Source organism: Thermomonospora cellulosilytica (genome assembly GCF_014138835.1).
GTDB lineage: Bacteria > Actinomycetota > Actinomycetes > Streptosporangiales > Streptosporangiaceae > Thermomonospora > Thermomonospora amylolytica.
In genome coordinates this window covers 4,236,790-4,262,574 of record NZ_JACJII010000001.1, presented here as the reverse complement: position 1 = coordinate 4,262,574, position 25,785 = coordinate 4,236,790, and the positions used below count along the sequence as shown (strand labels likewise).

The window sequence follows — 25,785 nt, the reverse complement described above, 5'->3', positions numbered from 1 at the left end:
GACATCACCGCCCGATACGGGGCGGGCGGGACCGGCGGGACGGGCACCGGACGGGAACGACGGGATCCGCACACATACCGAACAATACGGGCGCAGCCCCGAACGTGGTTCGAAATCACGCGGAACCGACTGCCCGTTCCACCGCCGCCAGGGCGTCGCCGATGGCCTGCGGGTTCGCACCGCCGCCCTGCGCGAGGTCGTCCTTGCCGCCCCCGCCGCCGCCGAGCGTCCTGGCCGCCACGCCCACCAGCGCACCGGCCTTGAGCCCGCGCTCGCGGGCGCCCTCGGTGAGCGCGACCACGACCACCGGCCGGTCCTTCGGCACCCCGGCGATCATGACCACGGCGGGCCGGGCGGCCAGCCTGCCGCGCACGTCGGTGGCCAGCTTGCGCAGGTCGTCGGCGCCGGTGCCGTCCGGGGCGCGGTGCGCCACGAACGCCACGCCGTGCACGTCCCGGGCCCCGTCGGCCAGCGAGCCGGCGACCGCCAGCACCTGCTGCGAGCGCAGCCGCTCCAGCTCCTTCTCGGCCTCGCGGAGCCGGGTCACCACGCCCGAGATCCGCTCCGGCAGTTCCTCCTTGCGGGCCTTGAGCTGCTCGGACAGCTGGGCGACCAGCACGCTCTCGCGGGCCAGGAAGCGGAAGGCGTCGATGCCGACCAGCGCCTCGACCCGGCGCACCCCGGCGCCGATGCTGGACTCGCCGAGCACCTTGATCAGGCCGAGCTGCCCGGAGCGGGCCACATGGGTGCCGCCGCACAGCTCACGGGAGTACTCGCCGACCTCCACGACCCGGACCTCGTCGCCGTACTTCTCGCCGAACAGCGCCAGCGCGCCCATCGCCCGGGCCTGGTCGATCGAGGTGTGGAACGCCCGCACGTCCAGGTCGTTGATCAGCACCTCGTTGACCTCGTCCTCGACGTCGCGCAGCACGCTCGGCGGGACCGGGCCGGTGCTGGTGAAGTCGAACCGGAACCGGCCGGGCGAGTTCTCCGAGCCGGCCTGCGCGGCCGACTCTCCCAGCGCCCGGCGGAACCCGGCGTGCACCATGTGGGTGGCGGTGTGCGAACGGGAGATCGCGCGGCGCCGCTCGGTGTCGATCTCGGCGAACGCCGAGTCGCCGGCCTGCGCCTCGCCGTCGCGGACCGTGCCGCGGTGCACGATCAGCCCCGGCAGCGGGGACTGCACGTCGCGGACCTCGATCCGGGCGCCGTTGCCGAGCCGGATCACGCCCTGGTCGGCGAGCTGGCCGCCGCCCTCGGCGTAGAACGGGGTGCGGTCCAGCACCACCTCCACGTCGGTGCCCGCCCCGGCCGCCGGGACGGACGCGCCGTTGACCATCAGGCCGACCAGCCGGGCCTCGCCGCTGACGTCGTGGTAGCCGGTGAAGTCCACCCGGCCGCCGGCCAGGTCGAGCAACTGGCCGAGCACCGACACGTCCAGGTTGCCGGTCTTCTTGGCGGCGGCGTCGGCCTTGGCCCGCTGCCGCTGCTCCTCCAGCAGCCGGCGGAAGCCCTCCTCGTCGACCTGCAGGCCCTGCTCGGCCGCCATCTCCAGGGTCAGGTCGATGGGGAAGCCGTAGGTGTCGTGCAGGGTGAACGCCTGCGCCCCGGCCAGCGTCGTGCGGCCCGACCGCCGGGTCTCCTCCACCGCCTGGTCGAAGATCGCCGTGCCGGTGCGCAGCGTCTGCAGGAAGCGCTCCTCCTCGGCGTCGATCACCGCGTGGATGTTGGCGGCGGTGCGGGTCAGCTCGGTGTACTGCTCGCCCATCGCGCCGATCGCCACCGCGGTCAGCTCGTGCATCAGCCCGCCGTCCTGGCCGCCGAGCAGCCGCAGGTTGCGGATGGCGCGGCGGAGGATGCGGCGCAGCACGTAGCCGCGGCCCTCGTTGGCGGGGATGATCCCGTCGGCGACCATCATGGTGCCGGCCCGCACGTGGTCGGCGATCACCCGCAGCGACACGTCGGCGCGGTGCTCGCGGCCGTACGTGGAGCCGGTCAGCTCGGCCGCCCGGTCCAGGATCTTCCACAGGGTGTCGGTCTCGTAGATGTTGTCGACGCCCTGCAGGATCGCGGCCATCCGCTCCAGGCCCATGCCGGTGTCGATGTTCTTGGCGGGCAGCGGGCCGGCGATGTCGAAGTCGGTCTTGCTGCGGACCTTCGACAGCTGCTCCTGCATGAAGACGAGGTTCCACACCTCCAGGTAGCGGTCCTCGTCGGCGACCGGGCCGCCCTCACGGCCGTACTCGGGGCCCCGGTCGTAGTAGATCTCCGAGCAGGGGCCGCCGGGGCCGGGCACGCCCATGTGCCAGTAGTTGTCGGCCAGCCCGCGGCGCTGGATCCGCTCCTCGGGGACGCCGACCTTGCGGTGCCAGATGTCGGCGGCCTCGTCGTCGTCGAGGTAGACGGTCACCCACAGCCGGTCCTCGGGGAACCCGAAGCCGCCGTCGGCCTCGGAGCGGGTCAGCAGCTCCCAGGCGAACGGGATGGCGCCTTCCTTGAAGTAGTCCCCGATCGAGAAGTTGCCCAGCATCTGGAAGAACGTGGCGTGCCGGGTGGTCTTGCCGACCTCGTCGATGTCCGGGGTGCGCACGCACTTCTGCGCGCTGGCCATCCGCGGCGCGGGCGGGGTGCGCTGCCCCAGGAAGTACGGCTTGAACGGCACCATCCCGGCGGGGACCAGCAGCAGCGTGGGGTCCTCGGCCACCAGGCTGGCCGAGGGCACGACCGTGTGCCCCCGCTCCTCGAAGAACGTGAGGAAACGGCGTGCGACCTCTGCCGACTCCATGTCAGTGGCCATCCTTGTCTTCGTCGATAACGGTGTAGCGGGCCTTGAGGATCCGGCGCGGCGGGGCGCCCTCGGCGGCGGGCGGGTCGCGGTCCAGCGCGATCGCCTCGCGCAGCTCGGCCTCCCGTTCCCGGGTCAGCTCGGCGACGTCCCGCGCGAACAGCCGCAGCCGCTCGCCGGTCGTCAGCGCCTGCCGGGCGGCGCGCCCGGCCAGGCTCTGCGGGGTCAGCTGGCGGGCCATCCGCGTCGCCTTGCGGGTCGCCCACACGCCGGTGCCGGCGCCGACCAGCAGCCAGAACGTCCGTCTCATCGGCGTCCCCTCCCGTTCGCGCGGCGGGCCGGCAGCTCCGGACGCTCGGGGGCGCGCTCGGCGGCGCGGCCGGCCAGCGCCCTGCGCACCCCGTAGGAGAACGCCGCCGCCTTGACCACCGGGCCGCCGAACACCGACGACACCACGGTGCTGACCGCCGAGACGTTCTGGGTGACGCCGGCGACCTGCCGGGTGATCACGTCGGTCCGGCCGAGCTGCTCGTTGGCCCGGCGGACCGTCTCGGTCATGTCGTCCAGCAGCGGGACGGCCTGGTCGGCGAGTTCGGAGACCAGCTTGGTGGCCTCCCCGATCAGCTTGGCGAGCCGCAGCAGCGCGTAGGCCAGGAACGAGACCAGGATCGCCCAGAACATGGCCACGATCAGGCCTGCCAGCTCTCCACCAGTAAGCATCCGGGTTTCCGTTCGCGTCGCCGTCCGTCGTCAGGCCAGGTGCGGTGCGCACGACCATACCGTGTGCGCACCGGCCACCCGTACCGGGTTTCGCTGGCCGTGCGGCGTGTCACGGACCCCGTCGGCGGCGCGGGTCCGTGTACTCCTACCGGCAGGTTAGCCGGTCCGCGGCCGCGTGGTGGCGTTCACTCCTCCCGCCGGCCGCGCAGCACGGCGCGGATCCGTTCCAGCACGTCGGACCAGCGCGCCTCGGCGCCGTGCCGGGTGGGCCGGTAGTAGCGCCGGCCGGCGACCGGGTCGGGGGCGTACTGCTGCCGCACCACCCCGCCCGGATGGTCGTGGGGGTACTTGTAGCCCTCCCCATGGCCGATCTTGGCGGCCCCTTTGTAGTGGGAGTCGCGCAGATGCGGGGGAACGGGCCCGACCAGGCCCTTCTTGACGTCGGCGACGGCCTCGCCGATGGCGGTGACGACGGCGTTGGACTTGGGCGCCAGGGACAGGTGGATGACCGCCTGGGCGAGGTTGATCCGGGCCTCGGGCAGCCCCACGAACTCCACGGCCTGCGCGGCGGCGGTGGCGGTCTGCAGCGCGGTCGGGTCGGCCATCCCGACGTCCTCGCTGGCGTGCACGATCAGCCGCCGGGCGATGAACCGGGGGTCCTCCCCCGCCTCCAGCATCCTCGCCAGGTAGTGCAGCGCGGCGTCCACGTCGCTGCCCCGGATGCTCTTGATGAACGCGCTGACGACGTCGTAGTGCTGGTCGCCCTCCCGGTCGTAGCGGACCGCGGCCCGGTCGACCGCCTTCTCCAGCACGTCGACGTCGATGACGCCCGTCCCGTCGGCGACCAGCGCGGCGGCCTCCAGGTAGGTGAGCGCGCGGCGGGCGTCCCCGCCGGCCAGCCGGATCAGGTGGTCCTCGGCCTCCGGCGCCAGCTCCACCCGGCCGCCCAGGCCCCGTTCGTCGGTCAGCGCCCGGTCGATCACCTGCCGCAGGTGGTCGTCGCCCAGCGGTTCCAGGGTCAGCAGCAGCGACCGTGACAGCAGCGGGCTGATCACCGAGAAGAACGGGTTCTCGGTGGTGGCGCCGATGAACGACACCCAGCGGTTCTCCACCGCCGGCAGCAGCGCGTCCTGCTGGGCCTTGTTGAACCGGTGCACCTCGTCGACGAACAGCACGGTCTGCCGGCCGGTCATCCCCAGCTCGCGGCGGGCCAGGTCGATCTCGGCGCGGACCCGCTTGACCCCGTCGCTGACCGCCGAGATCTCCACGAACCGCCGCCTGGTGACCCCCGCCACCACGTACGCCAGGGTCGTCTTGCCGGTCCCGGGCGGCCCCCACAGCACCAGCGACATCGGCGCGTCCCGGTCCACCAGTTGCCGGATGGGCGTGCCGGGCCCCAGCAGATGCTCCTGCCCGACCACCTCGTCGAGCCCGCTGGGCCGCATCCGCACCGCCAGCGGCTGCTGCGCGGCCACCGCCCGCCCGGCCGTGCCGCCCGGCCCCGGCTCGGCGGCTCCCACGGGCCGCACGGGCCGTGCGGGCCGTGCGGGCTCGGGAGCGGGCTCGTCGAAGAGGCCGTCGGGCTGCACGGGATCACCCCTGGACATGTGTTCGACATTAGTGGCTTGCACGGACACGGCTCCCGCCCCGTCGATGTGGAGCCGTCGAGACGCCGTGCGGGCACATGGTGAACGGCGATATTCGCCGTCTTGGGGGGATCGTTCGGGGTCGTACTGTGCTATCCAAGGGTCCGGGAACATCCCCTTGTTCCCGGACGTTGGGCGGCCAGGAGTGACGGCGTGAAGGCGACAGGCATGCGAGGGCGCGTCCCGCACGGGGTCGCGGGCATGCTCGTCGTGTTGTTCGCGCTGGCGGGCGTGGCGTTCAGCTACGGGCTCGGCGGGCACGCGCCGCCGCTGCAGGCGTGCGTGATCCACATGCTGGCGCCGGGTCAGGCGCCGCCGACCGGGCCGGGGATCCTGGCCCAGGACCAGGCGCAGCCCGCTCCGATGACGCCCCCGGCGCATCCGGAGGCGTGCCTGTCGCTGGCGATCCTGCTGACGCTGATGGTGCTGGTGCTGGCGGCGGGGCCGCGGCGGCGCGGCGCCCGGCCGCCGAGGTTCGGGTGGGTGGTGCGCCGGCCGGCGGGGGCGACGCCGAGGGCTCGTTCGCTCGCCGTTCTGCAGGTCCTGCGGCTGTGACGGCGGGCCGTCGCGCGGCACGGTGCCGCGCGGGCAGCAACGTCCGTCGATCAAGAGCCGTACCCGAAGGAAACCCCCATGTCCAAGAGCGCCAGGAACCGCAACAACCGCCAGAAGAACCCGCTGACCCACTCCGGCCCCCCGTGGGGCGCGATCGCCTTCTTCTCCGTGATCGGGGTGATCGTCGTCGCCGCGATCGGCTTCGCCGCCTGGCAGGCGTTCAAGCCGGCCACGCCCATCGCCGGGCTGGTCGAACGGGACGGGCTCGCGCAGGACCACGTGGAGACCAGGGTCCAGTACGACACCGTCCCGCCGATGGGCGGCAAGCACAACCCGGTGTGGCAGAACTGCGACGGGCGGGTCTACGACCAGCCGGTGCAGAACGAGCACGCCGTGCACTCGCTGGAGCACGGGGCGGTCTGGTTCACCTACAAGCCGGGCCTGCCCGCCGACGACCTGAACAAGCTGAAGGAGAAGGTCTCCGGCACCGACTACACCATGCTCAGCCCGGTGCAGAACCAGGACGCGCCGATCATCCTGACCGCCTGGGGCAAGCAGGTGAAGGTGAACGACGCCGACGACGAGCGGATCGACGCCTTCCTCAAGGCGTTCCTCAAGGGCCCGCAGACGCCCGAGCCGGGCGCCGCCTGCTCCGGCGGTAAGGCCACGCCGTGACCCAGGCCGCCGAGCAGGCCGCCGAGGGCCGCACCCGGGGACGCGCGGTCAGCCTGGTCCTGGCGGGACTGGTGGCGCTGGTCGCGGTGCTGTGGGTCGGGATGTCGGCGCTGCGTCCCGGCGGCCCCTCCCCCGACGGCCCGGAGGCCGGGTTCGCCCAGGACATGAGCGTCCACCACGCCCAGGCGGTGCGGATGTCGTTCCTGGTGTACGACGCCACCGAGGACGAGAGGGTCCGCACGCTGGCGTACGACATCATCAACACCCAGTCGCAGCAGATCGGGATGATGACCGCCTGGCTGGACGCCTGGGACGCGCCGAAGGTGAACCCGGGCAGGTCCATGCAGTGGATGCGGGGCCACGGCGGCCACGGAACCGGCACCGGCGGGGCCAAGTCGATGCCCGGCATGGCCACCGACGAGCAGCTCGCCCGGCTGGAGAAGGCCGAGGGCCGCGACGCCGAGGTGCTGTACCTCAGGCTGATGATCGCCCACCACAGGGGCGGGGTGTCGATGGCCCGGGCGGTCCTCCCGCTCACCGACGACGACCAGGTGGAACGGCTGGCGACCACCATGGTCAACGGGCAGCGGTCGGAGATCGAGCTGATGACCGCCATGCTGCGGGAGCGGGGCGCCACGACGTGACACGGCCCGGCGCCGCGACGGCGCCGGGCCGGTCCGTGTTCCGGAGGCCGCGTCAGGGCCGCGCGGGCTCCTCGGGCCGGGCGTCGATCCCGGCCTCCTTGCGCTGCTGCTCGGTGATCCCGGTGGGCGCGCCGGTCAGCGGGTCGTACCCGGAGGCGGCCTTGGGGAAGGCGATCACGTCGCGGATCGAGTCCCCGCCGGCCAGCAGCATCACGGTGCGGTCCCAGCCGAACGCGATGCCGCCGTGCGGGGGCGGGCCGTACTTGAACGCCTCCAGCAGGAACCCGAACTTGGTCTCGGCGTCCTCCTTGCTCAGCCCGAGCACGTCGAACACCCGCTGCTGCATCTCGGCGCGGTGGATACGGATCGAGCCGCCGCCGATCTCCATCCCGTTGCACACGATGTCGTAGGCGTCGGCCAGCGCCACCTCGGGGTTCTCGTGGAAGGTGGCGGCGTACTCGGGCTTGGGCGCGGTGAACGGGTGGTGCACCGAGGTCCAGCCGTTCTGCTCGCCGCCGTCGTCGGTGGCGGGCTCGAACACCGGCGGGTCCACGATCCACACGAACGCCCAGGCGTCCTCGTCGATCAGGCCGCAGCGGCGGCCGATCTCCAGCCGCGCCGCGCCCAGCAGCTCGCGGGAGGCGTGCCGCTGCCCGGCGGCGAAGAACACCGCGTCGCCCGGCCTGGCCCCGGCCGCCTCGGCCAGCCCGGCCCGCTCGGCGTCGGAGATGTTCTTGGCGACCGGCCCGGTCAGCGTGCCGTCCTCCTGGACCAGCACGTACGCCAGGCCGCGGGCGCCGCGGGCCTTGGCCCAGTCCTGCCAGGCGTCCAGCTCCTTGCGGGTCTGCCCGGCGCCGCCCGGCATCACCACCGCGCCCACGTACGGGGCCTGGAACACCCGGAACGGGGTGGCGGAGAAGAACGCGGTCATGTCGACCAGCTCGTTGCCGAACCGCAGGTCGGGCTTGTCCGAGCCGTACTTGGCCATGGCCTCGGCGTAGCTCATCCGCGGGATCGGCCGGGGGACCTCGTAGCCGGCGATCTCCTTCCACAGCCGGGCCACCAGCTCCTCGCCGACCGCGATGACGTCGTCGGCCTCGACGAACGACATCTCGATGTCGATCTGGGTGAACTCCGGCTGCCGGTCGGCGCGGAAGTCCTCGTCCCGGTAGCAGCGGGCGATCTGGTAGTAGCGCTCCAGGCCCGACACCATGAGCAGCTGCTTGAACAGCTGCGGCGACTGCGGCAGCGCGTACCAGTGCCCGGGCTGCAGCCGCACCGGCACCAGGAAGTCGCGGGCGCCCTCCGGGGTGGAGCGGGTCAGCGTCGGGGTCTCCACGTTGACGAAGCCCTGCTCGCGCATCACGTCGTGCACCAGGTAGGCGGCCTGGGAGCGGATGCGCATGGCGCGGGCCACGTTCTCGCGGCGGATGTCGAGGTAGCGGTACTTCAGCCGCACCTCCTCGTTGACGTTGACGTCGCCCTCGATCGGGAACGGCAGCGGCGCGGACTCCGACAGCACCTCGATGTCGGTGGCGGCGACCTCGATCTCGCCGGTGGGCAGGTCGGGGTTCTCGTTGCCCTCGGGGCGGACCCGGACCTCGCCGGTGATCTTGACGCAGTACTCCGACCGCAGGTCGTGCGCCATGCCTATTACGCCGCCCGAGCCCACCTCCTCCTCACGGAACACCACCTGGGACACGCCGGTGGCGTCGCGCAGGTCGATGAACGTGACCCCGCCGTGGTCGCGGCGGCGCGCCACCCAGCCGGCCAGCGTCACCTGCTGCCCGGCGTGCTCGCGGCGCAGGGTCCCGGCGCCGTGCGTGCGGATCATCGTGCGAGCCTCTCCTTCAACGTTGCCGTGATGTCAGCGAGCGGGACGGCGACCTGGTCGCCGGACGCCAGGTCCTTCAGCTGGGCGGACCCGGCGGCGATATCTCGCTCGCCGCAGATCACGGCGTAGGCCGCCCCGGACCGGTCGGCGCTCTTCATCGCGTTCTTGAGGCTCTTGCCCGCGCGGGCCATGTCGGCGGCGATCCCGGCCCGGCGCAGCTCGGCGACCAGCGTGAACATCCTGCGTTCGGCGGGCTCGCCGAGCGGCACCGCGTACACCTCGCACAGCGGCGGCACGGCGGGCGTCACGCCCTCGGCCTCCAGCGCCAGCATCGTGCGGTCCAGGCCGAGACCGAAGCCGATGCCGGGCAGCGAGGGACCGCCGATGGTCTCGGCCAGCCCGTCGTACCGCCCGCCGCCGCCGATGCCGGACTGGGCGCCCAGCAGCGGGTGGTCGAACTCGTAGGTGGTGCGGGTGTAGTAGTCCAGGCCGCGGACCAGGCGCGGCTCGTCGGTCCACTCGACGCCCAGCTCGGCGAGCAGCTCGCGGACCTTGTCGTGGTGGGCCTTGCAGGCCGCGCACAGGTGGTCGGCCATCAGCGGGGCGTCGGCGACCTGGGCCTTGACCTCGGGGCGCTTGTCGTCCAGCACCCGCAGCGGGTTGATCTCCACGCGCTGCCGGGTCGCCTCGTCCAGGTCCAGGCCGCGCAGGAACTCCTGCAGCCGGGTCCGGTAGGCGGGCCGGCACTCACGGCAGCCCAGCGAGTTCAGCAGCAGCCGCACCTGGGTCAGGCCCAGGTCCCGGTACCACTGCCAGGCGATGGCGATGGTCTCGGCGTCGATGCCGGGTTCCTCGCTGCCGATCGCCTCCAGGTCGAGCTGGTAGAACTGCCGGTAGCGGCCCTGCTGGGGGCGTTCGGCGCGGAACGCCGGGCCGGTGGTCCACACCTTGACCGGCAGGCCCTGCTTGTGCAGGCCGTGCTCCAGCACGGCGCGCAGCACCCCGGCGGTGAACTCCGGGCGCAGCGTGATGGACCGGCCGCCGCGGTCGGAGAAGGTGTACATCTCCTTGCTGACCACGTCGGTGGACTCGCCCACCCCGCGCTTGAACAGCTGGGTGTCCTCGAAGACCGCCAGCTCCACATAGCCGTATCCGGCCAGCCGCGCCTGCTCGGCGAAGGCGTCGCGGATCGCCCGCAGCACCTCGGCGCGCGGCGGAAGATATTCGCTGACCCCCTTGGGGGCCTGGAAGCTTCCACTCATGATGTGTGATCAAAGTCCTCTGCTGGGCCCCTGCTCGGGCGCCAGGTCCGCCAGGAACGGGTTGGTGGCCCGCTCCCGGCCGATGGTGGTCTGCTGGCCGTGGCCGGGCAGCACGATCGTCTCGTCCGCCAGCGGCAGGCACACCCGCGCCAGGCTCTTGAGGATCTCCTCGTACGATCCGCCCGGCAGGTCGGTGCGCCCGATCGAGCCGGCGAACAGCAGGTCCCCGGTGAACAGCACCTCGGGGAGATCGCCGCTCTCCGGCGTCCGGAACGTCACCGACCCGGGGGTGTGCCCCGGCGCGTGGTCCACGGTGAACCGCAGCCCGGCCAGTTCCAGCACCATCCCGTCGGTCAGTTCCCGCACGTCGTCGGGCTCGCTGAGCTGCAGCCCGCCGAACAGCTGCCGGCCGGCGCCCAGGGACAGGCCCTTGGCCGGGTCGGTCAGCAGGTCGCGGTCGGCGGGATGGATGTAGGCCGGCACGTCACGGGCGCCGCACACCGGGGCCACCGACCAGATGTGGTCGAGATGGCCGTGCGTGGCGATCACCGCGACCGGCTTGAGCCGGTGCTCGCGGACGATCTCCTCGATCCCGTCCTCGGCGTCCTGCCCGGGGTCGATGATCACGCATTCCTCCCCGGCGGCGGGCGCCACGAGATAGCAGTTCGCGGCGAAGGAGCCGGCGGGGAACCCTGCGACGAGCACGGTCGTCCTCTCTTGCAGACTCGGGCGCCGCTGGATGCGCGGCGCTTCGAGCGTACCGGCGGGGCCAGGGCCATCGCGAACGAGATCGGCCGCCGTGTCGGGGCCGGCGGCGGACGCGGCCCGTCCGGGGCGGGCATCCCGTACCCTCCCTTGGCCGGTACCATGCGCACCACTGAACTTGGCTGGGCACCGCGAGGAGGGCACGCGTGGCGGGGAAGGACCGCAAGAAGGAACTGGCCCGGCAGCGCTACCTGCGCCAGCAGGCGCGCCGGGAGGCCGAGGCCAGGAAGGCGCGCCGGATCCGGGTGGTGGGCTCCGCGGTGGCGGTCGCCCTGCTGGCCGGCGGCGGCTTCGGCATCGTCGCGCTGGTCGGCGGGGACGAGGGCGCCAAGGCCGACCCGGCGGCGAGCACCCCGCCGCCCGAGGACGGCAAGCCCAAGCAGGAGATCGCCCTGCAGAAGGTGAGCGTCTCCGGCGAGGAGGGCGGCTCGGCCAAGTGCAAGTACCCGGACTCCGACAACGACCAGGGCGCCCCCAAGGGCCTGGACAAGCCGCCGGCCACGGCCGTCTACGACGGCAAGGTCACCGCCACCCTCAAGACCAGCCTCGGCGACGTGAAGATCGAGATGGACGCCGACAAGGCGCCGTGCACCGTCAACTCGTTCGCGCACCTGGCCGAGGAGAAGTTCTTCGAGAACGTCAAGTGCCACCGGCTCACCACCGCGGCGTCGCTGAAGGTGCTGCAGTGCGGCGACCCGACCGGCTCCGGGGCGGGCGGGCCGGGATACCGTTTCGCCAACGAGAACACCAAGGGCGCGAAGTACACCCGCGGGGTCGTCGCCATGGCGCACAGCATGGAGCCCGACAGCAACGGCAGCCAGTTCTTCATCGTCCACGGCGACTCGGAGCTGCCGGCCGACTATACGATCTTCGGGAAGATCACGTCGGGGATGGACGTCATCGACAAGGTGGCCCAAGCCGGGGTGGCAGCGCAATAGCGCCCATACGGCTATGGTTTGGAGGGTCCGGCCATGAGGTAAGAATGGCCGGACCATGATGGGAGGCAATGGTGTCCAGCGCCACCGATCCCTACGGTCGTGTTGACGACGACGGCACGGTCTACGTGAAGACCGCCGAGGGCGAGCGGGTCGTCGGGTCCTGGCAGGCCGGCGCTCCGGAGGAGGCCCTTGCCTACTTCAAGCGCAAGTACGACGCGCTGGTCACCGAGATCGAGCTGCTCGAGCAGCGGGTCCGCACCACCGACCTGGCGCCCGCCCAGGCCGAGCAGAGCATCGCGCGGCTGCGCGAGTCGGTGGTGGACGCGCACGCCGTCGGCGATCTGGACGCCCTGCTGCGGCGGCTGGACGCGCTGAGCGAGCTGGTCGGCAAGCGCCGCGAGGAGGTCCGCGCGCAGCGCGAGCACGCCCGCGCCGAGGCCCGCCTGGTCAAGGAGCGGATCGTCGCCGAGGCCGAGCGGATCGCCGCCGAGGAGACCCACTGGAAGAACGGCGGCGAACGGCTCCGCCAGCTGGTCGAGGAGTGGAAGGCCGCCGACCGGATCGACCGGCCCACCGAGACCGCGCTGTGGAAGCGGCTGTCGTCGGCCCGCAACGCGTTCACCAAGCGCCGCAAGGCCTACTTCGCCACCCTGGAGGACCAGCGCGAGCAGGCCCGCGCCGAGAAGGAGCGGCTGGTCGCCGAGGCCGAGGCGATGGTGGACTCCACCGACTGGAGCGAGACCGCCGCCGCCTACCGCGACCTGATGCGCCGGTGGAAGGCCGCCGGCCGGGCCGGACGGGACGTCGAGGAGGAGCTGTGGGCCCGGTTCAAGGGCGCGCAGGACACCTTCTTCGCCGCCCGCGCCGCCGCCTACGCCGAACGCGACCAGGAACTGCGCGGCAACGCCGAGGTCAAGGAGCAGATCCTGGCCGAGGCCGAACGGATCCTGCCGGTCCGCGACGTCCGCCAGGCCCGCCAGGCGCTGCGGCACATCCAGGAACGCTGGGAGGCCGCCGGTCCCGTCCCCCGCGACTCGCGCGACCGCCTCGAGGGCCGGCTCCGCAAGATCGAGGACGCCGTCCGCGCGGCCGAGGAGGCCGAGTGGCGGCGCACCAACCCCGAGGCCCGCGCCCGCGCCGAGGCCACCGTCAACCAGCTCCGCTCCTCCATCGAGCAGCTGGAGGCGCGCCTGGCCAAGGCCCGCGACGCCGGCCGGGACAAGGACGTCAAGGACCTCGAGGAGGCCCTCACCGCCCGCCGCGCCTGGCTGGAGGAGGCCGAGCGCACCCTCGCCGAATTCACTCGTTCTTGACTGCGCTCGCGCGGCTCGCGGGCCTTTGACGCGCGGCCGTTCGTCGTCGCGGTTCAAGATCGCTCATTCCTCGCGATCTTGAACCGCTCCTCCTCTCGACCACGCGGGCCCGCTCGCGGTGGCCTTCAGGACCCACATGTACAGGGCCTTTATGAGGTCGGGTGCGGGGTTCCCGGCCCGGGCATGTTCACCGGGCGTGGTCGTTCGGGATGAACGGATGTCCGCCGTTCGGTGGGCGAGGCTCGGCGTGCGGGACTCCGCCGTTCGGCGGATGGGCTCAGTGGGCCGGTGCGGGGGTTCTTGCGGGTGAGGCTCCTTGCGCTTCGGGCTCGGAGGCCGGGCCTTTGGCCAGGGCGGTGAGGGACAGGATCGTGGCGGCCAGGACCAGGGTGTTGCGGGCGGCCAGGGTCCAGGTCTCCAGGGTTTCGGCGGCCATCAGGCCGGGCCAGTTGATCGGGTAGAGGAACTGGCTGAGGGCGGTGGCGGCCAGGATCAGCAGCACGGCGGGACGCTGGCGGGTGCGGCGGTGGGCCAGGCAGACGGCGCCCAGGCCGAGCAGCCACAGGAAGTACTGGGGGGACAGGACGCGGCTGGTGGCGACGGCGGCCAGCACGGCGGCGAAGGCGACGTCGCAGCCCCAGGCGGTGTTCCAGGAGCGGCCGGAGCCGCGCCAGGCCAGCAGGGCGACCGCCAGGAGGGCGACGACCGTCAGATACGGGAGGACGTCGGCGACCCGGGCGACGTGGGGGCCGACGAGTTCCATGGAGCCGTACTGGTAGACGATGGTGCCGCCCCACCGGTCGTCCATCCGGCCCAGCATGAACGGGGTGGCGGCCAGGGCCTCGCATTCCAGGCCGCGGCCGACCTGGGCGTCCAGGAACGACCAGGGGGCCCTGCCGCGGGCCAGGGCGAAGACCAGCAGGACCGTTCCGCAGGTGACCGCGAAGGCCGCGACGGAGTGCAGGCTGCGGCGGGTGCGCGCAAGGGCGGCCAGCAGGAGGACGGGCCAGGCCTTGAGCAGGGCGCCGAGGGCGGCCAGGACGCCGAAGAGGCGGGCGCGGTGCAGGAAGAGCAGCGCCGCGACGGCGGCGACGGTGACGATCAGGTCGTACCGGACGTAGCTCATCGGGCCGAGCGCGACGATGCCGAAGGTCCAGAACCAGGCGCCGCCCAGCGACCCGTCCCGGCGGGAGCGGGTCAGCAGCCACATGATCACCAGGTCGGCGGCCAGGGCGACCAGCGCGAACGTGGTGGTGTAGTCGCCGCCGAGCCGGTGCGGCAGCAGCATCACCGGGGCGGCCAGCGGCGGGTACTGCCAGCGGACGTCGCCCTCGGGGAACGCCCCGGACGCCAGGATCCGGGCCCACTCGGCGTAGATCGCCGGGTCGCCGAGGATCTCCTCGCGCCGCGGATACGGGAACCGGTCGACGATGATCAGCAGGCCGATCAGCCGGGTGGCCAGCCAGCAGCCCCAGACCGCGGCCAGTCTCACCGGGCGGCGCCGCTGGTCACGCGGTACACGTCGTAGACGCCGTCGACCGAGCGGACCGCCTTGAGCACGTGCCCCAGATGCTTGGGGTCGCCCATCTCGAAGGTGAACCGGCTGACCGCGACCCGGTCGCGGGTGGTGGTCACCGACGCCGACAGGATGTTGACGTGCTGGTCCGACAGCACCCGGGTGACGTCCGACAGCAGGCGGGGCCGGTCCAGCGCCTCGACCTGGATGGCCACCAGGAACACCGAGTCCTCGCTGGGCGACCACTTCACGTCGATCAGCCGGTCGGGCTGGGCGCGCAGGTCGGCGACGTTCCCGCAGTCCTCGCGGTGCACCGACACGCCGTGGCCGCGGGTCACGAAGCCCACGATGTCGTCGCCGGGCACCGGGGTGCAGCAGCGCGACAGCCGGACCCACACGTCCGGGTCGCCGGCCACCACCACGCCGGGGTCGCCCGCGGGACGGGTGCGGCCCTTGCGGCGGGTCGGCAGCGCGACCTCGGCCATGTCCTCCTCGGCGCTCTCCACCCCGCCGAGGGCCTCCACCAGCTTCTGCACCACGTTCTGGGCCGACATCTGGCCCTCGCCGACCGCCGCGTACAGCGCGGACACGTCGGAGAAGCGCATGTCACGGGCCAGCGCCAGCAGCGCCTCGCCGGACATCATCCGCTGCAGCGGCATGTTCTGCTTGCGCATCGCGCGGGCGATGGACTCCTTGCCCGCCTCGATCGCGGTGTCGCGCCGTTCCTTGGTGAACCAGTGCTTGATCTTGTTGCGGGCGCGGGCGGACTTGACGAAGTTCAGCCAGTCCCGGCTGGGCCCGGCGTCCGGCGACTTGGAGGTGAACACCTCCACCAGGTCGCCGTTGTCCAGGGCGGACTCCAGCGGCACCAGCCGGCCGTTGACGCGGGCGCCGATACATCGGTGCCCGACCTCGGTGTGGATGGCGTAGGCGAAGTCGACCGGGGTGGCGCCCTGCGGCAGGGCGATCACGTCGCCCTTGGGGGTGAAGACGAAGACCTCCGACACCGACAGGTCGAACCGCAGCGACTCCAGGAACTCGGCCGGGTCGGCGGTCTCCTTCTGCCAGTCCAGCAGCTGCCGCAGCCACTGCATGTCGGCGGCCCTGCGCCCGCCGACCGTCTCCTCCTTGTACTTCCAGTGCGCGGCGACCCCGTACTCGGCCCGGCGGTGCATGCCCCAGGTGCGGATCTGCAGCTCCACCGGCTTGCCCTCCGGGCCGATCACGGTGGTGTGCAGCGACTGGTACATGTTGAACTTGGGCATCGCGATGTAGTCCTTGAACCGGCCGGGGACCGGGTTCCATCGCGCGTGGATCGAGCCGAGGGCGGCGTAGCAGTCGCGCACCGAGTCCACCAGCACCCGGATGCCCACCAGGTCGTAGATGTCGTCGAAGCCCACGTCGCGGGCGATCATCTTCTGGTAGATCGAGTAGTAGTGCTTGGGGCGTCCGGTGACGGTGGCCTTGATCTTGGCCTCGCGCAGGTCGCCGGAGACCTGCTCGATGACCTGCTGCAGGTAGACGTCGCGGCGCGGGGCGCGTTCGGACACCAGCCGGGCGATCTCGTCGAACCGCTTGGGATAGAGGGTGGCGAACGCCAGGTCCTCCAGCTCCCACTTGAGCGTGTTCATCCCCAGCCGGTGCGCCAGCGGGGCGAAGACCTCCAGCGTCTCGCGGGCCTTCTTCTCCTGCTTGTGCCGCGGCATGTAGCGCAGGGTGCGCATGTTGTGCAGCCGGTCGGCGAGCTTGATCACCAGCACCCGGATGTCGCGGGCCATCGCCACGACCATCTTGCGCACGGTCTCGGCCTCGGCGGCGTCGCCGTACTTGACCTTGTCGAGCTTGGTGACCCCGTCGACCAGCGCGGCGATCTCGTCGCCGAAGTCGTCGCGCAGCTCCTCGAGGGTGTACTCGGTGTCCTCGACGGTGTCGTGCAGCAGCGCCGCGCACAGCGTCTCGGTGTTCATCCCGAGCTCGGCGAGGATGGTGGTGACCGCCAGCGGGTGGGTGATGTACGGGTCGCCGCTCTTGCGCTTCTGGTCGCGGTGGTAGTACGCGGCGACGTCGTAGGCGCGTTCGATGAGCCGGATGTCCGCCTTGGGATGGGTGTTGCGGACGGTCTTGATCAGTGGTTCCAGTACCGGGTTCATGGTGGTACCACGCTGGGCGCCCAGCCTCGCGAGCCTGCGGCGGACGCGGGCGGCCGACGGTGGGACGGTGGCCGCGGACGGCTGCCCCGCGGACGGGGCGGCGGGCGGCGCGGACGATGCCGGCGCCCGTGCGGGCGCCGTGGATGCGGCGGGCGCGGCCGGACGGCGCCCCTGGTCGGGCGTCGCGGTGCGCGCCGCGGGCCCCCGGTCCTGTGGGGCCTCCGCTACCGCGTCGGTCGAGACCACCTCACCTGGCACCCAGCCTCCTCTCAACGCCGGTCATGCGTCGCTCGATGTCCGTCCGGGGCCCGTGTGGGGCGCCCGGTGGAACCTCCGGCGTCGTTGCCGGCGCTATCACTCTGGGGGAGGACCCCCAGACCCCCGACACGCGGGACGGATGGTCCTCGGCTCCGCCGGTGCTCCCCGCGGTCATCCGCCCCGCAGGCGGGATCACCGCCTGCCCTGGTCCGGCCAGTCTAGCCGCCGGGTTTTCGGTACTACACCGTAACCAGGGCGTGAACGTCCAGATTCCCCAGCTTGTCCCGCCCGTTCAGGAACGACAGCTCCATCAGCACCGACAGTCCGACGACCTCGCCGCCACCGCGCCGCACCAGTTCGGCGGCCGCGCGGGCGGTGCCTCCGGTGGCGAGCACGTCGTCGACGATCAGCACGCGCTCACCGGGCCGCAACGCGTCGGTGTGCATCTCGATCGTCTCGGTGCCGTACTCCAGATCATAGGTCTGCGCGTGCGCCGCCGCGGGCAGCTTTCCCTTTTTCCGCACCGGAACGAACCCGGCGCCGAAGTGGTAGGCCACCGGGGCGGCCAGGATGAAGCCGCGCGCCTCGATCCCGACGATCTTGTCGACGGTGCCGCGGCCGTGGTACGAGACGATCGCGTCGACCACCCCGGCGAACGCCACGTGGTCGGCCAGCAGCGGGGTGATGTCCTTGAACATCACACCGGGCTTGGGATAGTCCGGGACGTCCCGGATGCGCTCGGTGATCAGCCTGGTGAGATCGATCATCGCTACCTTCTCGTCCGCCGGCGCTGCTGCCGGGTGCCGCGCCTGGGCTGGCGCCGCGGCCCGGCCTGCACGACCTTGACCTTACGGGGCTCGTCCTCGGCGGCCTCGGCCGCCCCGTCCCCGGGCGTCTCCTCCGCCGGGGCGCCGCCCGCCGGCACGGCGGTCCGCACCTGCCGCTTGGCGCTGGTCTGCCGCGCCCTGACCCGTTCGCGCAGTTCCCGGTAGCGGGGCTCGCGCTCCTTGAGCTGGACCAGCAGCGGGGTCGCCACGCACAGCGAGGAGTACGTGCCGACCAGGATGCCGACGAACAGCGACAGCGACAGGTCCTTCAGCGCCCCCGCGCCCAGCAGGAACGTCCCCACGAACAGGATCGAGGCCACCGGCAGGATCGCCACCAGCGAGGTGTTCAGCGACCGCACCAGGGTGTTGTTGAGCGCCTCGTTGGCGGCCTGGCTGTAGGTCCTGAGCCTGCCGGGCGTGCCCAGGTCGCGGGTGACCTCCTTGATCATGTCGAAGACCACGACCGCGTCGTACAGCGAGTAGCCCAGGATGGTCAGGAAGCCCAGCAGGGTCGCCGGGGTGACCTCGAACCCCGACCAGGCGTAGATGCCGGCGGTGATCACCAGGTCGTGCACCAGCGCCACCATCGCGGCCAGCGCCATCCGCCACTCGAAGGCCACCGACAGGTAGCCGACGATCAGCAGCATGAACACCGCCAGCGCCAGCCAGGCCTTCTCGGTGATCTCGTCGCCCCAGGTGGAGCCGATGATCTGGGCGCTGACCTGCTCGGCGGGCAGGCCGAACTCCGCGCCCACCGCCCGCTGCACCTCGGCGACCTCGGCCGACGGCAGCGACTCGGTGGTGACCCGCCAGCCGCTGCTGGTGGACTGCACGATCACCTGGTGCGGCCCGGCCTCGGCGACGGTGGAGCGGACCTGCTCGATGGAGGCGTTCGGGGCCTTGAAGGTGAACACCGACCCGCCGGTGAACTCCACCCCGAACGACAGGCCCCGGACGACCAGCCCCGCGATGGAGACCGCCAGCAGGATCGCCGACAGCGAGTACCACAGCCGGGGACGGCCGACGATGTCCGCGCTGACCTCGCCCTTGTAGATGCGCGACAGCACGGCGCGGATGGCGACCATCAGGCCTCCTTGACCAGGGACGGGGCGGGCCGGGCGCGGCGCAGCCGGGCCGGGTCCAGCCCGGACCAGCGGTGGCCCTTGGCGAAGAACTCCCGGCGGGCCAGCAGCGCCACCATCGGCTTGGTGAAGCAGAACACCACCACCACGTCGATCAGCGTGGTCAGCCCGATGGCGAACGCGAAGCCCTTGACCCCGCCGATGGCCAGCGCGTACAGCACGGCGGCGCCGATGAACATCACCGCGTCGGCGACCAGGATGGTGCGCCGGGCGCGCCGCCAGGCGGTCTCCACCGAGGGCCGCAGCGGGCGGCCCTCGCGCAGTTCGTCGCGCAGGCGCTCGAAGTAGACGATGAACGAGTCGGCGGCGATGCCGATCGACACGATCAGGCCGATCACATGGGCCAGCGACAGCCGGAACCCGAGGGTGTCCTCATGCCCGAGCAGCACCACCGACAGGTAGGTGATGCCGGCGGCGACCGCCAGGCTGGCCACCGAGACCAGGCCCAGGCCCCGGTAGTACAGCAGCGAGTAGGCCACCACCAGCACCAGGCCGATCGCGCCGGCCAGCATGCCCTTCTCCAACTGGTCGGAGCCGAGCGTGGAGGAGACCGTCTCGATCGAGGAGCGCTCGAACTTCAGCGGCAGCGCCCCGTAGTCCAGCACGTTGGCCAGGTCGGTGGCGTACTGCTGGGTGAAGCTGTCGGGCGGGCCGTTGATGGTGGCCTGGCCGCCGGCGATGGGGCCCTCGGTGATCTGGGGCGCGGAGACCACCTGGCCGTCCAGCACGATGGCGATCTGCCGGCGGGGCGACATCCCGTTGGCCTGGTACTCGCCGTAGGCGTCGGCGGTCAGCTCGGCGAACTGCCGCGCGCCCTGGCTCTCGAACTCCAGCGACACCGACCAGCCGGTCTGCCCGTCCTGCACGTTCGGCGGAACGGCGGTGGCGTCGGCGATCTGCCGGCCCTCCACCCGCACCGGGCCGAGGATGTACTTGACCTCGCCCTCCCGGTCACAGGCGGCGACCCACTTCCTGCGCGGGTCGTCGGCGCCCGGCGCCTTCCTGCCCGCGCCGGAGCAGTCCAGCTTCTCGAACTGGGCGATGACGGCCTTGTCGTCGATGCCGCTGTAGTCCCGGGTCAGGTCGTTCAGGTCGAGCGGGGCGGAGGCCGAGGGCGAGGGGCTGCCGGACGGGGAGGGCGAGCCGGACGCGGTCGGCGTGGGCGAGGAGGCGCCCTGCGACGGGCTCGGCGACGAGGTCGCCGACGGGCCCGGCGAGCCGGTCGAGCCGGCCGACGGGCTGGGCCGGGCGGTCTGCGGGGCGATGCCCGCCGACGCGTACACCTGCCGGAACTGCAGCTGGGCGGTGGTGCCGATCAGGTCCACCACCCGCCGCTGGTCGCCGGTGCCGGGGACCTGGACCACGATGTGGTCGTCGCCCTGCGGGGCGACCTCGGCCTCGGAGACGCCCAGGCCGTTCACCCGGTCCCGGATGATGTTCACCGCCTGCTGGAGCTGGGCCTCGGGCGGGCTCTGCCCGTTCTCGGTGACCGCGGTGAGCGTCACCGTGGTGCCGCCCGCCAGGTCGAGCGCCAGCTTGGGGGTGGTCTGTCCCTGCAGGAACATCACCCCGGTGAGCGCGGCCAGGACGGCGAACAACAGCAGGATCGTCCGGCCGGGCCGGGAGGGAGTGCTCGGCGGTGCCAATGGGGGTCTCTTCCGGGTTGTGCGGGACGGGTCAGGCCGAGGGCTTGTCCGCCTTCTGCTCGTCCTCGGCGGCGTCGGCGTCGGCGTCCTTGTCCAGGTCGACGGCGTCGCCGCCCTTGACGTCGTCGTCGGAGACGATGTTCATGATGGCGGCCTTGACGAACCGGACCCTGACGCCGGGCGCGATCTCCAGGACCACCCCGTCGTCGTCGACCTCGGTGACCTCGGCGTACATCCCGCTGGTGGTCATCACCCTGACGCCGGGCCGCAGCGAGCTCTGCATCTGCATCTGCTCACGGCGGCGCTTGTTCTGCGGCCGGATGAGCAGCAGGTAGAACACGACCGGGATGGCCAGCAGCAGGATCAGGTTGAACACGCCGCTGCCGCCGGACTGCTGTGCGAGGAACATGCTGTCGCCCATCGAAGGGCATCCTTCCAATGTGGGTTGCCCCAGCATTCCGCCGGAATGACGTTCGCGCGCGGGACCGCCGGCTGGGGACGGCGACCAAGTCCCGGAGTTTAGAGATTACGCGAACCACCGGCAACGACGGGACGACCGGGACGGCCGGGAAGTTCCCGAACGGTTATTCGGGATCGTCCCCCTGGTCGTCCTCCAGCGCGAACAGCGTGTCGGCCATCGGCGCGGACGGCGGCGGGGTCAGGCCCATGTGCCGCCAGGCGGCGGGCGTGGCGATCCGGCCGCGGGGGGTGCGCGCCAGCAGTCCCTGCCGGACCAGGAACGGCTCGGCCACCACCTCGACCGTCTCCGGCTCCTCCCCCACCGACACCGCCAGCGTGGACAGGCCCACCGGTCCCCCGCCGAACTTGCGCAGCAGCGACCTCAGCACGGCGCGGTCGAGCCGGTCCAGGCCGCGCTCGTCCACCTCGTACAGGGTCAGCGCGGCCCGCGCCAGGTCGCGGGTGATCACCCCGTCGGCGCGGACCTCGGCGTAGTCGCGGACCCGGCGCAGCAGCCGGTTGGCGATCCGGGGGGTGCCGCGGGACCGGCCGGCGATCTCGGCGGCGCCCTCGTCCTCGATCCGCACGTCCAGCAGCCGGGCCGAACGGCGGATGATCACCTCCAGCTCGGCCGGCTCGTAGAAGTCCATGTGCGCCACGAAGCCGAACCGGTCGCGCAGCGGCCCGGGCAGCATGCCCGCCCGGGTGGTCGCGCCGACCAGGGTGAACGGGGCGATGTCCAGCGGGATGGCGGTGGCGCCGGGGCCCTTGCCGACCACCACGTCGACCCGGAAGTCCTCCATCGCCATGTAGAGCATCTCCTCGGCGGGGCGGGCCATCCGGTGGATCTCGTCCAGGAACAGCACCTCCCCCTCCGAGAGGGTGGACAGCACCGCGGCCAGGTCCCCGGCCCGTTCGATCGCCGGGCCGCTGGAGACCCGCAGCGGCTTGCCCAGCTCGGCGGCGATGATCATGGCGAGGGTGGTCTTGCCCAGGCCGGGGCCGCCGGACAGCAGCACGTGGTCCGGCGGGCGGCCGCGGCGCAGCGCGCTGTGCAGCACCAGCGACAGCTGCTCGCGGACCCGGTGCTGGCCGATGAACTCGTCCAGCCGCTTGGGCCGCAGCGCCGCCTCGATGACCCGTTCCTCGCCGTCCGCGCCGGCCTCGGCGGACACCAGGCGGTCGTGGTCGGTCATGGCTTGGCGAGCTTCTTGAGGGCGGACTTGAGCAGGTCGGCGACCGGCGGGACCTGCTCGCCGTCCAGGTCGGCGGCGACCGCCTCGACGGCGGCCTCGGCGTCCTTGGCGGACCAGCCGAGGTTGATCAGGCCGGTGGCGACCTGGCCGCGCCACGGGTCGGCGGCGAGCCGGCCGCGCGGGGCGGTCTCGCCGTCCCCGGCGACCGGGGCGCCGAGCCGGTCCTTGAGCTCCAGCACGATGCGCTGGGCGCCCTTCTTGCCGATGCCGGGGACCTTGGTGAGGGCGCCCACGTCCTCGGTGGCCACCGCGCGGCGCAGCGCGTTCGGGCTGTGCACGGCGAGCATGGCCAGGGCCAGCCGGGGGCCGACGCCGCTGGCGGTCTGCAGCAGCTCGAACGTGGCGCGCTCGTCGTCGTCGGCGAACCCGAACAGGGTCAGCGAGTCCTCCCGCACCACCAGCGAGGTGGGGACCTCGGCCTCCTCGCCGACCTGCAGCCCGGCCAGCGTCGCGGGCGTGCACTGCAGCGCCAGCCCGACCCCGCCGACGTCCACGACGGCGCCGTCGGGGCCCGCGGCGGCCACCCGCCCTCGGACAAAGGCGATCACGACCTGCTCCCTGTCTGTCGTACGGCGCGGCGGGCCGCCTCCAGCCGGGCCTGCGCGCCGCCGCGCCACACGTGGCAGATCGCCAGTGCCAGCGCGTCGGCGGCGTCGGCCGGCTTCGGCGCGGTCTCCAGCCGCAGCAGCCTGGACACCATCGTGGTGACCTGGGCCTTGTCGGCGCGGCCGTTGCCGGTGACGGCGGCCTTGGCCTCGCTGGGGGTGTGCAGCGCCACCGGCAGCCCGCGGCGGGCGGCGGCCACGATGGCGATCGCGCCGGCCTGCGCGGTGCCCATCACGGTCCGCACGTTGTGCTGGGCGAACACCCGCTCCACCGCGACGGCGTCGGGGGCGTACTCCTCCAGCAGCGCCTCCAGGCCGGTCTCGATGCCCAGCAGCCGGGCGGCGATGTCCTCGTCGGGGCTGGTGCGCAGCACCGTGACGTGCACCAGGCGCAGCGGGGCGCCGGGAGCGCCGTCGACGATCCCGACCCCGCACCGGGTGAGCCCCGGGTCGACGCCCAGCACGCGCATCCGCCACCCCTTCGATCATGTGTTCGGGTGCCCACGTTACCGGGGGACGCGCGAACCCACCCGTATCCCCCCGTGCGTGTCGGGGGCCTGGGGGTCGCCCCCCAGAGCGACAGGTCAGCCGATGGCCGCCAGCACCTCGTCGGAGACGTCGAAGTTGGCGAAGACCTCCTGGACGTCGTCGCTGTCCTCGAGCGCCTCGATGAGGCGGAAGACCTTCTTGGCGGTCTCCTCGTCCAGCGGCACCGACACGCTGGGCAGCCAGTTGGCGTCGGCGGACTCGTAGTCGATGCCCGCCTCCTGCAGCGCGGTGCGCACCGCGACCAGGTCCCCGGCCTCGCAGATGACCTCGAAGTTCTCGCCGAGGTCGTTGACCTCCTCGGCGCCGGCGTCCAGCACCGCCAGCATCAGGTCGTCCTCGGTGACGCCGTTCTTCGGCACGATGACGACGCCCTTGCGGTTGAACAGGTACGACACCGAGCCCGGCTCGGCCATCGAGCCGCCGTTGCGGGTGACCGCGGTGCGCACCTCGGAGGCGGCCCGGTTGCGGTTGTCGGTCAGGCACTCGATCAGCAGGGCCACGCCGCCGGGGGCGTACCCCTCGTACATGATCGTCTGCCAGTCCGCGCCGCCGGCCTCCTCACCGGCGCCCCGCCGGCGGGCCCGCTCGATGTTGTCGTTGGGGACGGAGTTCTTCTTGGCCTTGTAGATCGCGTCGTACAGGGTCGGGTTGGCGTCCGGGTCGCCGCCACCGGTCCGCGCCGCCACCTCGATGTTCTTGATGAGCTTGGCGAACAGCTTGCCGCGCTTGGCGTCCAGCACGGCCTTCTTGTGCTTCGTCGTCGCCCATTTGGAATGGCCGGACATCGCTCTACTCCTCCTCCATCGCCCGGCGCACCAGATCGGCGAAGTACCGGTGCACGCGGAAGTCCCCGGTGAGCTCGGGATGGAACGCGGTCGCCATCAGGCGGCCCTGACGGACGGCGACGATCCTACCGGTCCCCTCGCCCCCCTCGACGCGGCCGAGGATCTCCACCCCGTCGCCGACCGCCTCGACCCAGGGCGCCCGGATGAACACGGCGCGGAACGGCCCGTCCGGCGGCCCGGCCATCCCCGGCAGGTGCACGTCGGCCTCGAACGAGTCGACCTGCCGGCCGAAGGCGTTGCGCCGCACCGTCATGTCGATCCCGCCGACGGTCTCCTGGCCCTCGACGCCGTCCCGGATCCGGTCCGCCAGCATGATCATCCCGGCGCAGGACCCGTAGGCGGGCATCCCCGCCTCCACCCGCTTGCGCAGCGGCTCCATCAGCTCGAACGCGCGGGCCAGCTTCCACATCGTGGTGGACTCCCCGCCGGGGATCACCAGCCCGTCCACCCGCTCCAGCTCGGCCGCCCGGCGCACGGACACGACCCGCGCCCCGCACGCCTCCAGCGCCCGGGCGTGCTCGCGCACGTCCCCCTGCAGAGCCAGCACACCGATGGTCGGCACGACCTCGCCCACGCGAAAACCTTCCAGAACAGACGCAAATCCCCTTCAGAGCCTAAACGCTCCACCGCCCCGTCCGTTCCCGGGGCGGCGCGCCCCGGGCGTTCCTCATCCCAGCTTGAAGCGGCGCAGCGGGAGTTCGAGGGGGAGGAAGCCGTCCTCGCCGCGGTCGGCGATGCCGCGGCCGAACATGTGGGCCGCGGCCAGGTCCAGGCCGAAGGACTCCTGGTCGAACGGGAGGGGGACGTCGGGGGCGCCGGCGTCGACGGCCTTCCAGTAGGGCTGCTCGACGGGCAGGCGCTCGCCCTGGTCGACCACCACGCCGTCCTCGGCGGTGACGAACACGTCGCGGACCAGCTCGCCGCCCTCGTACCGGCGGAACCAGCAGCCGGAGACCACGGCGTGCAGGACCAGCACCCCGGCGGTGCCGCCGGGCAGGGCGCGGCCGACGGTGTCGGCGATGCGACGGGCGTCCTCGTCCATCCCGAACAGCCGCCGGTCGCACACCAGCAGCGCGCGCTCGTAGGCCCCGACGAACACCTCGTCCTCGTACGGCCACAGCGCGAAGTCCAGCACCGTCTCGCCGGTCTCCACCAGGCCCGCGGCCGGGTGCAGGCCCCGGGCGACCCCGGCGGCGGCGGCCGCGTCCAGGCTCATCCCCGGCCGGAAGACCTCCGCGGGGTCCCCCTCGATGGCACAGGCGAGCGCAACCGACCAGGCCATAGTCTCCCCTCCTGCAGCCCGCCCCGCCCCGCGGCGTTCCCCCGCCGGGGCGGCCGCCGCCAGCGTAACCCGCATCGGGGCGGGCGGCGAGCGGTGATCGGCGAACGGTCACC

Annotated in this window: 24 protein-coding genes; 5 read left to right on the top strand and 19 right to left on the bottom strand. The window is 72.5% G+C overall.

The features are described from left to right. Positions 1–115: 115 nt before the first annotated feature. The 4 genes from alaS to HNR21_RS20005 all read right to left on the bottom strand — a co-directional run bounded on the left by alaS (position 116) and on the right by HNR21_RS20005 (position 4,950). Positions 116–2,785 carry an alanine--tRNA ligase gene (gene alaS / locus HNR21_RS20020; RefSeq protein ID WP_182706387.1) on the bottom strand — a complete coding sequence of 890 codons (2,670 nt, stop codon included), beginning with the start codon at positions 2,783–2,785 and terminating at the stop codon, positions 116–118. Between the two features lies 1 nt (position 2,786). Further along, positions 2,787–3,095, bottom strand: a complete 309-nt coding sequence (locus HNR21_RS20015) for a DUF6167 family protein (protein WP_182706386.1) — start codon at positions 3,093–3,095, stop codon at positions 2,787–2,789. Continuing rightward, entirely contained in the window at positions 3,092–3,505 is a 414-nt protein-coding gene (locus HNR21_RS20010; RefSeq protein WP_119730781.1) for a DUF948 domain-containing protein, read from the bottom strand. Before HNR21_RS20010 ends, HNR21_RS20015 begins: the two co-directional genes overlap by 4 nt. A 185-nt stretch (positions 3,506–3,690) precedes the next feature. Further along, positions 3,691–4,950, bottom strand: a complete 1,260-nt coding sequence (locus HNR21_RS20005; protein WP_246444790.1) for a replication-associated recombination protein A — start codon at positions 4,948–4,950, stop codon at positions 3,691–3,693. Between the two features lie 369 nt (positions 4,951–5,319). Between HNR21_RS20005 and HNR21_RS20000 the strand changes: the two genes are divergently transcribed. The 3 genes from HNR21_RS20000 (at position 5,320) to HNR21_RS19990 (ending at position 7,025) form a co-directional block, all read left to right on the top strand. Further along, the gene (locus tag HNR21_RS20000; RefSeq protein WP_119730783.1) at positions 5,320–5,706 is read left to right on the top strand and encodes a hypothetical protein; all 387 of its coding nucleotides are present in this window, start codon (positions 5,320–5,322) and stop codon (positions 5,704–5,706) included. 78 nt (positions 5,707–5,784) lie between these two features. Further along, positions 5,785–6,381, top strand: coding sequence for a thioredoxin-like domain-containing protein (locus HNR21_RS19995; protein ID WP_182706384.1), 597 nt, complete (start codon positions 5,785–5,787; stop codon positions 6,379–6,381). Further along, complete coding sequence (locus HNR21_RS19990; protein WP_312881122.1) at positions 6,378–7,025, top strand: DUF305 domain-containing protein; 648 nt, start codon at positions 6,378–6,380, stop codon at positions 7,023–7,025. Before HNR21_RS19995 ends, HNR21_RS19990 begins: the two co-directional genes overlap by 4 nt. Positions 7,026–7,077: 52 nt before the next feature. On the opposite strand, the gene aspS is transcribed toward HNR21_RS19990, so the two are convergent. Genes aspS through HNR21_RS19975 form a run of 3 tightly spaced genes read right to left on the bottom strand, consistent with a single transcriptional unit; the run spans position 7,078 to position 10,826 of the window. Beyond that, positions 7,078–8,859, bottom strand: a complete 1,782-nt coding sequence (aspS, locus tag HNR21_RS19985; RefSeq protein ID WP_182706383.1) for an aspartate--tRNA ligase — start codon at positions 8,857–8,859, stop codon at positions 7,078–7,080. Beyond that, entirely contained in the window at positions 8,856–10,121 is a 1,266-nt protein-coding gene (gene hisS, locus HNR21_RS19980; protein WP_182706382.1) for a histidine--tRNA ligase, read from the bottom strand. Before hisS ends, aspS begins: the two co-directional genes overlap by 4 nt. Positions 10,122–10,130: 9 nt before the next feature. Next, positions 10,131–10,826 (bottom strand): MBL fold metallo-hydrolase, encoded by a 696-nt coding sequence (locus HNR21_RS19975; RefSeq protein ID WP_119730786.1) that lies wholly within the window; start codon positions 10,824–10,826, stop codon positions 10,131–10,133. A gap of 206 nt (positions 10,827–11,032) precedes the next feature. Here HNR21_RS19975 and HNR21_RS19970 point away from each other — a divergent pair, with 206 nt between their 5' ends. Continuing rightward, a complete protein-coding gene (locus tag HNR21_RS19970; protein WP_182706381.1) occupies positions 11,033–11,824 on the top strand; it encodes a peptidylprolyl isomerase in 792 nt (263 codons plus the stop codon). Positions 11,825–11,892: 68 nt separating this feature from the next. Then, positions 11,893–13,137 carry a DUF349 domain-containing protein gene (locus HNR21_RS19965; protein ID WP_182706380.1) on the top strand — a complete coding sequence of 415 codons (1,245 nt, stop codon included), beginning with the start codon at positions 11,893–11,895 and terminating at the stop codon, positions 13,135–13,137. A 277-nt stretch (positions 13,138–13,414) separates the two neighbouring features. Here the strand turns inward: HNR21_RS19965 and HNR21_RS19960 are convergent, their stop codons facing one another. From HNR21_RS19960 to HNR21_RS19905, 12 genes are all read right to left on the bottom strand, one after another. Next, complete coding sequence (locus HNR21_RS19960) at positions 13,415–14,629, bottom strand: glycosyltransferase 87 family protein (RefSeq protein WP_182706379.1); 1,215 nt, start codon at positions 14,627–14,629, stop codon at positions 13,415–13,417. Continuing rightward, on the bottom strand, positions 14,626–16,803 hold the full coding sequence (locus HNR21_RS19955) for a RelA/SpoT family protein (RefSeq protein WP_246442271.1): 2,178 nt from the start codon (positions 16,801–16,803) through the stop codon (positions 14,626–14,628). Before HNR21_RS19955 ends, HNR21_RS19960 begins: the two co-directional genes overlap by 4 nt. 497 nt (positions 16,804–17,300) lie before the next feature. Then, positions 17,301–17,828 carry an adenine phosphoribosyltransferase gene (locus tag HNR21_RS19950; RefSeq protein WP_182706377.1) on the bottom strand — a complete coding sequence of 176 codons (528 nt, stop codon included), beginning with the start codon at positions 17,826–17,828 and terminating at the stop codon, positions 17,301–17,303. Between the two features lie 2 nt (positions 17,829–17,830). Then, positions 17,831–18,973, bottom strand: a complete 1,143-nt coding sequence (gene secF, locus HNR21_RS19945) for a protein translocase subunit SecF (protein WP_182706376.1) — start codon at positions 18,971–18,973, stop codon at positions 17,831–17,833. Continuing rightward, the gene (gene secD / locus HNR21_RS19940; RefSeq protein ID WP_312881120.1) at positions 18,973–20,676 is read right to left on the bottom strand and encodes a protein translocase subunit SecD; all 1,704 of its coding nucleotides are present in this window, start codon (positions 20,674–20,676) and stop codon (positions 18,973–18,975) included. Before secD ends, secF begins: the two co-directional genes overlap by 1 nt. Before the next feature lie 31 nt (positions 20,677–20,707). Then, complete coding sequence (gene yajC, locus HNR21_RS19935) at positions 20,708–21,097, bottom strand: preprotein translocase subunit YajC (RefSeq protein WP_182706375.1); 390 nt, start codon at positions 21,095–21,097, stop codon at positions 20,708–20,710. Positions 21,098–21,260: 163 nt separating this feature from the next. Beyond that, the gene (ruvB, locus tag HNR21_RS19930; protein ID WP_182706374.1) at positions 21,261–22,331 is read right to left on the bottom strand and encodes a Holliday junction branch migration DNA helicase RuvB; all 1,071 of its coding nucleotides are present in this window, start codon (positions 22,329–22,331) and stop codon (positions 21,261–21,263) included. Continuing rightward, positions 22,328–22,939, bottom strand: coding sequence for a Holliday junction branch migration protein RuvA (gene ruvA / locus HNR21_RS19925; protein ID WP_182706373.1), 612 nt, complete (start codon positions 22,937–22,939; stop codon positions 22,328–22,330). The genes ruvB and ruvA overlap by 4 nt, the downstream gene beginning before the upstream one ends. After that, positions 22,936–23,466 carry a crossover junction endodeoxyribonuclease RuvC gene (ruvC, locus tag HNR21_RS19920; protein ID WP_182706372.1) on the bottom strand — a complete coding sequence of 177 codons (531 nt, stop codon included), beginning with the start codon at positions 23,464–23,466 and terminating at the stop codon, positions 22,936–22,938. The genes ruvA and ruvC overlap by 4 nt, the downstream gene beginning before the upstream one ends. A 114-nt stretch (positions 23,467–23,580) precedes the next feature. Continuing rightward, entirely contained in the window at positions 23,581–24,330 is a 750-nt protein-coding gene (locus tag HNR21_RS19915) for a YebC/PmpR family DNA-binding transcriptional regulator (RefSeq protein ID WP_119730796.1), read from the bottom strand. A gap of 4 nt (positions 24,331–24,334) precedes the next feature. Continuing rightward, positions 24,335–24,964 (bottom strand): pyridoxal 5'-phosphate synthase glutaminase subunit PdxT, encoded by a 630-nt coding sequence (gene pdxT, locus HNR21_RS19910; protein WP_119730797.1) that lies wholly within the window; start codon positions 24,962–24,964, stop codon positions 24,335–24,337. A gap of 93 nt (positions 24,965–25,057) precedes the next feature. Continuing rightward, a complete protein-coding gene (locus HNR21_RS19905; RefSeq protein WP_119730798.1) occupies positions 25,058–25,672 on the bottom strand; it encodes a DUF6928 family protein in 615 nt (204 codons plus the stop codon). Positions 25,673–25,785: the final 113 nt, after the last annotated feature.

Coding starts and splice junctions, on each gene's coding strand:
- HNR21_RS20010 (WP_119730781.1), bottom strand. CDS start 3,505: ATGCTTACTGGTGGAGAGCTGGCAGGCCTGATCGTGGCCATGTTCTGG.
- secF (WP_182706376.1), bottom strand. CDS start 18,973: ATGGTCGCCATCCGCGCCGTGCTGTCGCGCATCTACAAGGGCGAGGTC.
- HNR21_RS19915 (WP_119730796.1), bottom strand. CDS start 24,330: ATGTCCGGCCATTCCAAATGGGCGACGACGAAGCACAAGAAGGCCGTG.
- HNR21_RS20005 (WP_246444790.1), bottom strand. CDS start 4,950: ATGCGGCCCAGCGGGCTCGACGAGGTGGTCGGGCAGGAGCATCTGCTG.
- aspS (WP_182706383.1), bottom strand. CDS start 8,859: ATGATCCGCACGCACGGCGCCGGGACCCTGCGCCGCGAGCACGCCGGG.
- ruvB (WP_182706374.1), bottom strand. CDS start 22,331: ATGACCGACCACGACCGCCTGGTGTCCGCCGAGGCCGGCGCGGACGGC.
- HNR21_RS19995 (WP_182706384.1), top strand. CDS start 5,785: ATGTCCAAGAGCGCCAGGAACCGCAACAACCGCCAGAAGAACCCGCTG.
- ruvC (WP_182706372.1), bottom strand. CDS start 23,466: ATGCGCGTGCTGGGCGTCGACCCGGGGCTCACCCGGTGCGGGGTCGGG.
- HNR21_RS19950 (WP_182706377.1), bottom strand. CDS start 17,828: ATGATCGATCTCACCAGGCTGATCACCGAGCGCATCCGGGACGTCCCG.
- HNR21_RS19965 (WP_182706380.1), top strand. CDS start 11,893: ATGGTGTCCAGCGCCACCGATCCCTACGGTCGTGTTGACGACGACGGC.
- HNR21_RS19905 (WP_119730798.1), bottom strand. CDS start 25,672: ATGGCCTGGTCGGTTGCGCTCGCCTGTGCCATCGAGGGGGACCCCGCG.
- alaS (WP_182706387.1), bottom strand. CDS start 2,785: ATGGAGTCGGCAGAGGTCGCACGCCGTTTCCTCACGTTCTTCGAGGAG.
- yajC (WP_182706375.1), bottom strand. CDS start 21,097: ATGGGCGACAGCATGTTCCTCGCACAGCAGTCCGGCGGCAGCGGCGTG.
- HNR21_RS19955 (WP_246442271.1), bottom strand. CDS start 16,803: ATGAACCCGGTACTGGAACCACTGATCAAGACCGTCCGCAACACCCAT.
- HNR21_RS20000 (WP_119730783.1), top strand. CDS start 5,320: ATGCGAGGGCGCGTCCCGCACGGGGTCGCGGGCATGCTCGTCGTGTTG.
- hisS (WP_182706382.1), bottom strand. CDS start 10,121: ATGAGTGGAAGCTTCCAGGCCCCCAAGGGGGTCAGCGAATATCTTCCG.
- HNR21_RS20015 (WP_182706386.1), bottom strand. CDS start 3,095: ATGAGACGGACGTTCTGGCTGCTGGTCGGCGCCGGCACCGGCGTGTGG.